This is a genomic window from Pontibacter sp. HJ8 (genome assembly GCF_054824225.1).
In genome coordinates this window covers 1-5653 of sequence record NZ_JSYF01000048.1, presented here as the reverse complement: position 1 = coordinate 5653, position 5653 = coordinate 1, and the positions used below count along the sequence as shown (strand labels likewise).

At 51.3% G+C, this 5653-nt stretch carries 7 protein-coding genes; all 7 read right to left on the bottom strand.

Annotated elements, in window-relative coordinates; genetic code table 11:
• Positions 1-14: 14 nt before the first annotated feature.
• Positions 15-875, bottom strand: coding sequence for an NAD kinase (locus tag OB13_RS02885; RefSeq protein ID WP_461488644.1), 861 nt, complete (start codon positions 873-875; stop codon positions 15-17).
• 14 nt (positions 876-889) lie between these two features.
• Positions 890-2278 carry a BamA/TamA family outer membrane protein gene (locus OB13_RS02880; protein WP_461488643.1) on the bottom strand — a complete coding sequence of 463 codons (1389 nt, stop codon included), beginning with the start codon at positions 2276-2278 and terminating at the stop codon, positions 890-892.
• Between the two features lie 10 nt (positions 2279-2288).
• Positions 2289-2954: a cbs domain containing protein gene (locus OB13_RS02875; protein ID WP_461488642.1), complete on the bottom strand. Its 666-nt coding sequence runs from the start codon at positions 2952-2954 to the stop codon at positions 2289-2291.
• Positions 2951-3727: an alpha/beta fold hydrolase gene (locus OB13_RS02870; RefSeq protein ID WP_461488641.1), complete on the bottom strand. Its 777-nt coding sequence runs from the start codon at positions 3725-3727 to the stop codon at positions 2951-2953. The genes OB13_RS02875 and OB13_RS02870 overlap by 4 nt, the downstream gene beginning before the upstream one ends.
• Positions 3728-3774: 47 nt before the next feature.
• Entirely contained in the window at positions 3775-4344 is a 570-nt protein-coding gene (locus tag OB13_RS02865) for an anthranilate synthase component II (RefSeq protein ID WP_461488640.1), read from the bottom strand.
• A 149-nt stretch (positions 4345-4493) separates the two neighbouring features.
• Positions 4494-5012 (bottom strand): CvpA family protein, encoded by a 519-nt coding sequence (locus tag OB13_RS02860; protein ID WP_461488639.1) that lies wholly within the window; start codon positions 5010-5012, stop codon positions 4494-4496.
• Between the two features lie 108 nt (positions 5013-5120).
• Positions 5121-5582, bottom strand: coding sequence for a GatB/YqeY domain-containing protein (locus OB13_RS02855; protein WP_461488638.1), 462 nt, complete (start codon positions 5580-5582; stop codon positions 5121-5123).
• Positions 5583-5653: the final 71 nt, after the last annotated feature.

Below are 5653 nucleotides of genomic sequence, written 5' to 3'. Positions count from 1 at the left end.
ACCAATCGTCACCTTTATCGATACGCCTGGTTTCCGCGAAGGGTCGTCAAAAAATTGACATGATGCAGTTTAACAAGCCGTGCCACGAAGCTTTCCCGCCGTACGGCTAACTGAACGGACATATCTACTGCCGTTGACCTGGAATCGAGTGTGGCCAGATAGGTGCTGCTCCGCCCTTCCACTTCAAAGGATATCACGCTCTTGTCCGACACAATCATGGGCCGCACATTCAAATTATGGGGGCATACGGGTGAAATGACGAAATTGTTGGTCTGTGGCAGCACCAACGGGCCGCCACAACTGAGCGAATAACCGGTAGAGCCGGTGGGTGTTGCCACCACCAGGCCATCAGCCCAGTAAGAATTCAGATATTCACCATCTATATACGCATGCACCGCGATCATGGCTGACGAATCCCGCTTGAGAAGACTAAATTCATTCAGCCCAAAATTAATCCCATCAAATATCTCCAGGTCAGATTCCACCCGGATCAAGGCCCGGTCATCCAAGGTATAGTGGCCTTTGAACAGGGCATCCAGCGCCAGGTTGATGCTATCATGGGCGATGGTGGCCAGAAAACCCAATCGGCCCGTATTGATGCCTAGGATGGGAATCTGCAGTGCGCCGACATAGGTGACCGTGTCCAGCAAGGTGCCGTCGCCTCCTATGCTCAGCACAATGTCCACCCCTTCCAGCCTGTCGCCCCGGCTAAAGGTCCCAAGCCCGGTAGGCAGGTTGATCCTGTTGCTCAAAAACAGACTGAAGTGCTCTACCACCACTACCTCAGCCTTGCGGCGCTGCAGTTCATCGAACAGGTTTTGAATAAACGGTTCATACTCTTCGCCGAATGGCTTGCCTAGTATAGCTATTTTCATAAGTCTTGATCGTATTAAAAAGGAAATCTCCCACTCAGGTAAAACCCTCTGTTGCCTTCCCTGTTCACTGTATATTCCGCCCGAAATACAAAATCATAAAAAGTAACCATGTGTAGCCCGGCTCCCGCCCCTACCAGCAGGCGATTGGCCAAAGGGTTGCCTTGTTCATACACGTTATCTACGACATAACCGGCATCCGTAAACACGTTCGCGTAAAGCGCCAGGGGCACTTTATTGAATTTAGGACTTCGAATAAACTTCAGCTGAATGCCATCCAGTTGGAGTAACTCACGTGTCAGTCCCTGTTTGAAAAGCCCGAAGTGCTGCCCTCCGACCACATTCAGCTCATACCCGCGCACCAGCGACCTGTAGCCCAAGGCAACGTTGTCGGCGTAAGCGTGCCGCCGGGACAGCCTGGCCTGCGCCTCTGCGCCTATGGTGTAATAATACTTATCGGATAGCCTTTGATAGTTCACATACTTTGTACGCAGCGTAGTTATAGGGGCGCCTGTGCCGGCCAGGAAGATCGTCTGTGCCACAATGGCCTCGAAATAGCTGCCTGTAAGCGGATAAACAAAGGAGTTGCGCAGGTTAATGACTTTGGTAAGATCCACGCGCAAGTACTGCCGCTCCTGCAGGGCATAAGTAAAGTACTCCGGATTCAGCAGGAGCACCGAGTCAGATACTGTTTCCTGCACATACGTAAACCGCAAGCCCTCCTGCCGCTGCACACTTTGCCGGTGCGTGAGGCCAGTGGTAAAAGAGGTCCGCTTAATGGGCACTCCCTGCTCCTGCTCAAAAAACCGCTGCCGGTTGTTCAAGGTCCTGTAGTCGACCACGCGGCTGCGGTAGTCGGCTATACCCAGGTCAAAGCCCAGCTTGTGGCTGCGGCTGATGTAGGGAACCCTGTACACAACCTCAAGCCGCTTATTGAATCCCCGCTGAAACCGCAACCGTACCTCCTCGTTGCGTCCGCGAAAATTACGGCGTATAATATTTATCCCGTAATCCACACGGCTCCAGTCCTTTTTCTCCAGCCAGGCATTGAAGTTGCGGTCGGCCAGTGTAAACACCGGAAAGGGATACAGGTACCAGCGCTCCTGCAGGGTATAGGCAACCGCAACACGGCCTTCCTCGCAGGTATAGGTATAGCTGACCTCATGAAAAAGACGCAAATTGATCAGGCGTTTTCTGTTCTCTTCCAGCCGCTGCTCCAGTTCCCCGGCTGCCACCGTATCGCCGGGCGCTATGTTGAGTTCAAAAAGCAGTACTTTCTCCCGGGTCGTTTCGTTGCCGGTGAAGGTGATGGCATGCACCACTAAGTCGGGATTATCGCAGGGAGCAGCCACCAAAGCACTGCTCAGCGACAGCAGAAGAATACAAATGGCAACACGCAACAGCACTGCCAGGGAGTTATATATCCAGGTATTTAAACAGCATATCCAGCCGGTCACGACCGACATCATACTTGGTGCCATCCTGAAACTGAGCGGTTACCCGGTACTCAAAGCGCTCTAATGTGGCTATAATGCGGGAAAGATCTGCTGTATTGAGTTTAAGCGTCAGCTTTATACTGTAAGGATCCACTTCATCCGGCGACACGTAGGCACTCAGGATTTTGGTATTCTCTTCTTCAATCAGGCGGCTGATCTGGCTGAGGGAGTAGTCGCGCTCCGGCATGGAGAGCACCAGTATGCTGCCCTGCCCCTGCAGCGCCGACATCTGGCCAAAGGCAGCCAGCGTATCGTTTATCGTAATGATACCCATGTAATCCAGCTCTTCATCGAGCACGGGCACCACCTGTATTTTATTTTTAATGGCAGCTTCCATCACATCATAGAAGTGCTGCGAATGCATCACGTGGACATCCTGGAACTCCAGCTGCACCTGTTCCAGTGTTTGCCCGCGATCATCCAGGTCGATCAGGCTGGTTTCAGTGGCCAGGCCCATGTACTTCTTGTTTTTGGAGACCGGTAATTCGTTTACGCGAAACTCATCCATCCAGCGCAGAGCCTTCTCGACGGTGTCGTAAAGCTTCAGCGGCGGTATCATTTGATTGATGAGTTCTTCTGCGATCATGGGGTCGTCTCTCTTACTGCTGTTTTAGCCAGGAATTTATCTAAAATACTGTTAAACCGCTCGGGATGTTCCATCATTGGGGCATGTCCGCACTTATCTATAAAATATAAATCGGAGTTTTCCATCAGCCGGTTAAACTCATGTGCTACCAGCGGCGGCGTGATGGTATCGTTCAGTCCCCAAATTAACAAGGTCGGCACCTTTATGTTTGTAATATCCTTGGCCATGTTATGGCGCTGCGCCGATTTGGCTATGGCAATTATCCGGAGACACTTGGAATTACTGTTTGTGATATCAAATACCTCGTCTACCAGCTCTTTTGTTGCCGTTTGAGGGTTATAGAAGGTATACTCTGTCCGCTCTTTCACATAGTCATAGTTGCCGCGCTTCGGAAAAGAGCCTCCCATGGAGTCTTCAAACAAGCCGGAGCTCCCTGTCAGTACCAGGCGTTTTACTTTGGCAGGATTCTTCAAGGTATACACCAATGCCACGTGGCCGCCCAGCGAGTTGCCCAGCAGGGTAAGGTCGCTCAGGTTTTTTAATTTAACGAAATCCTCGATAAAAGATGCCAGTCCCGGAACACCCGCTTTGTGCAGAGCCATCTCATAGATTGGCATCAGTGGAATAATGACACGGTACTGCTTCGAAAAATAATCTACAACGCCCTGCCAGTTGCTCAGTGCCCCGAAAAGCCCGTGCAGCAACAGCAATACTTCCCCTTCGCCCTCATCAATATACTGAAATTCGCCTTCTTGTTTGACCTGTAAATTCATTACGGAAACTGTATAAAAGTAATCTCTACTGTAAATGTACGATAAAATTAGTCTGCAATATTAGCAATAGTAACCCAATTTCGCAGCATATCCAGTCCATAAGTCGTCAGGGCGGCCTCCGGATGAAACTGCAGCGCATAGAGGGGCAGACTCCTGTGCCGGAAAGCCATCAGTTCCCCTTGTGCTGTATACGCAAGCGGCATGATACAGTCAGGACTGTGCCGGAGCACGAGCGAATGATACCGCACAATCGGCATCTTATGCGGTATACCTTCAAATAAAGGATCTGCCTCACAAGTGATCTCCGAGATCTTGCCGTGCATGGGCTGTATACCTTTCACCAGGGTTGCCCCGAAGAACTCGCCCAGCGCCTGATGGCCCAGGCAAATGCCCAGCATCGGTACGTGCTTGTGGTAATGCTGTATCACCTCCATCATGATGCCGGCTTCCTTGGGTACCCCCGGTCCCGGCGAGAGCACGATACCTGTCACCGGCAGCTCGAGTAGTTCCTCCAGCTTCACATCATTGCGGACCACATGCGCCTCCACTCCCAGCTGCCCGAAGTAGTCCACGAGGTTGTAGGTAAAGGAATCAAAATTATCAAGCAACAGCAGCATGGATCAATTTGAAGATGTGATGACTTGAAAATGTGGAAATGTATACACTCTATTTCAAGATGATTTCAATAAGAGCTAATCCCTGAGGTACATCTGAGAAGCCAGACTCTTGCAATTTGCACATCGTCACATCTGCAAATTTTCAAATTTTAAAAATGATCCTGCAGCGAGGTTAGTAGTGTCTTGATAAAGGGAAGCACATAACTCAGGATGCTAAGCGCGTAAGGTGTTGTTTTAAGCACGACCGGGTAGACGATTGAATCAGCCGCTGTCTCGGCCGTGATGGAAATGCCGGCCATGTCAGCCATGTACAGCAGCAGGCTTAACGCCAGGCACCACTTCAGCGCACCCAGCACGCCACCCAGCAGGTTATCGAATAAGCCAAACGGCGTAAAGTCAATGATTTTCTTGAGCAGAAGGCCCAGCACGCGTACCCCTAGAATGATCGCGACAAACACCACCAGGAAGGTGACAAAAGGCAGTAGGCCACCTGCATCGCCAATGTACTCTTTCATGACCGGCAGCGCCGTGTCAATGAGCTTAAGCCCCAGCAGGATAGCCAGTACCAGGGCAAAAAGAGAAATCAGCTCCAGGAGCAACCCTTTCCGGAAGCCCATGAAAGCGCCAAAGAGAATGGGTAGCGCCAGAAAAAGATCGAAAGTATTCACTTTTAAATAAATTAAGGCAGGAGTTGCCCTGTTGCCACTCCTGCCTTCAAATATAATTTAAAAGCTGCACTCGTCATAGCCCGGCAGGGGGCCGATAAGCGCTATACCTTAAAAATCTGTGTTGTTGAGCAGATCACTGACGGCACTGGATATGGCTCGCCCATCAGCCTGCCCGGCCAGCTCTTTTGAGGCCACGCCCATCACCCGGCCCAGGTCGGAAGGTCCTGTGGCCCCTACCCGCTGAATGATTTCCAGCAAACGAACGCGCAGGTCGCCCTCATCGAGTTGTTTGGGCAGGTACTCTTCAATCACGGCCAGCTCTGCCAGCTCGATCTGCTCCAGGTCAGCGCGCTGCTGCTGTGCGTATACCTCGGCCGATTCGCGGCGTTGCTTGGCGGCCTTTGTCAGCAGTTTCATCTCGGTATCCGGCGTAATGCCCTCGCCGCCGCCTTTTTCGGTCTCGGCCAGCATGATCAGAGATTTTATACCTCTGAGTGCCTGCAGACGAGGTTTGTCTCTGGCCAGCATCGCCTCTTTGATATCGGCTTCAACACGTTGTTTTAGACTCATAGTTTTAGTTTTATTTATGGTTACCGGCTCGCGGCTCGCGCCTGCCTATTCTTTATACACTACTACGACAA

What these genes read in the sequence shown, in the direction of transcription:
- OB13_RS02885 (WP_461488644.1), bottom strand. Translation starts at nt 875, where the DNA reads ATGAAAATAGCTATACTAGGCAAGCCATTCGGCGAAGAGTATGAACCG.
- OB13_RS02875 (WP_461488642.1), bottom strand. Translation starts at nt 2,954, where the DNA reads ATGATCGCAGAAGAACTCATCAATCAAATGATACCGCCGCTGAAGCTT.
- OB13_RS02870 (WP_461488641.1), bottom strand. Translation starts at nt 3,727, where the DNA reads ATGAATTTACAGGTCAAACAAGAAGGCGAATTTCAGTATATTGATGAG.
- OB13_RS02865 (WP_461488640.1), bottom strand. Translation starts at nt 4,344, where the DNA reads ATGCTGCTGTTGCTTGATAATTTTGATTCCTTTACCTACAACCTCGTG.
- OB13_RS02855 (WP_461488638.1), bottom strand. Translation starts at nt 5,582, where the DNA reads ATGAGTCTAAAACAACGTGTTGAAGCCGATATCAAAGAGGCGATGCTG.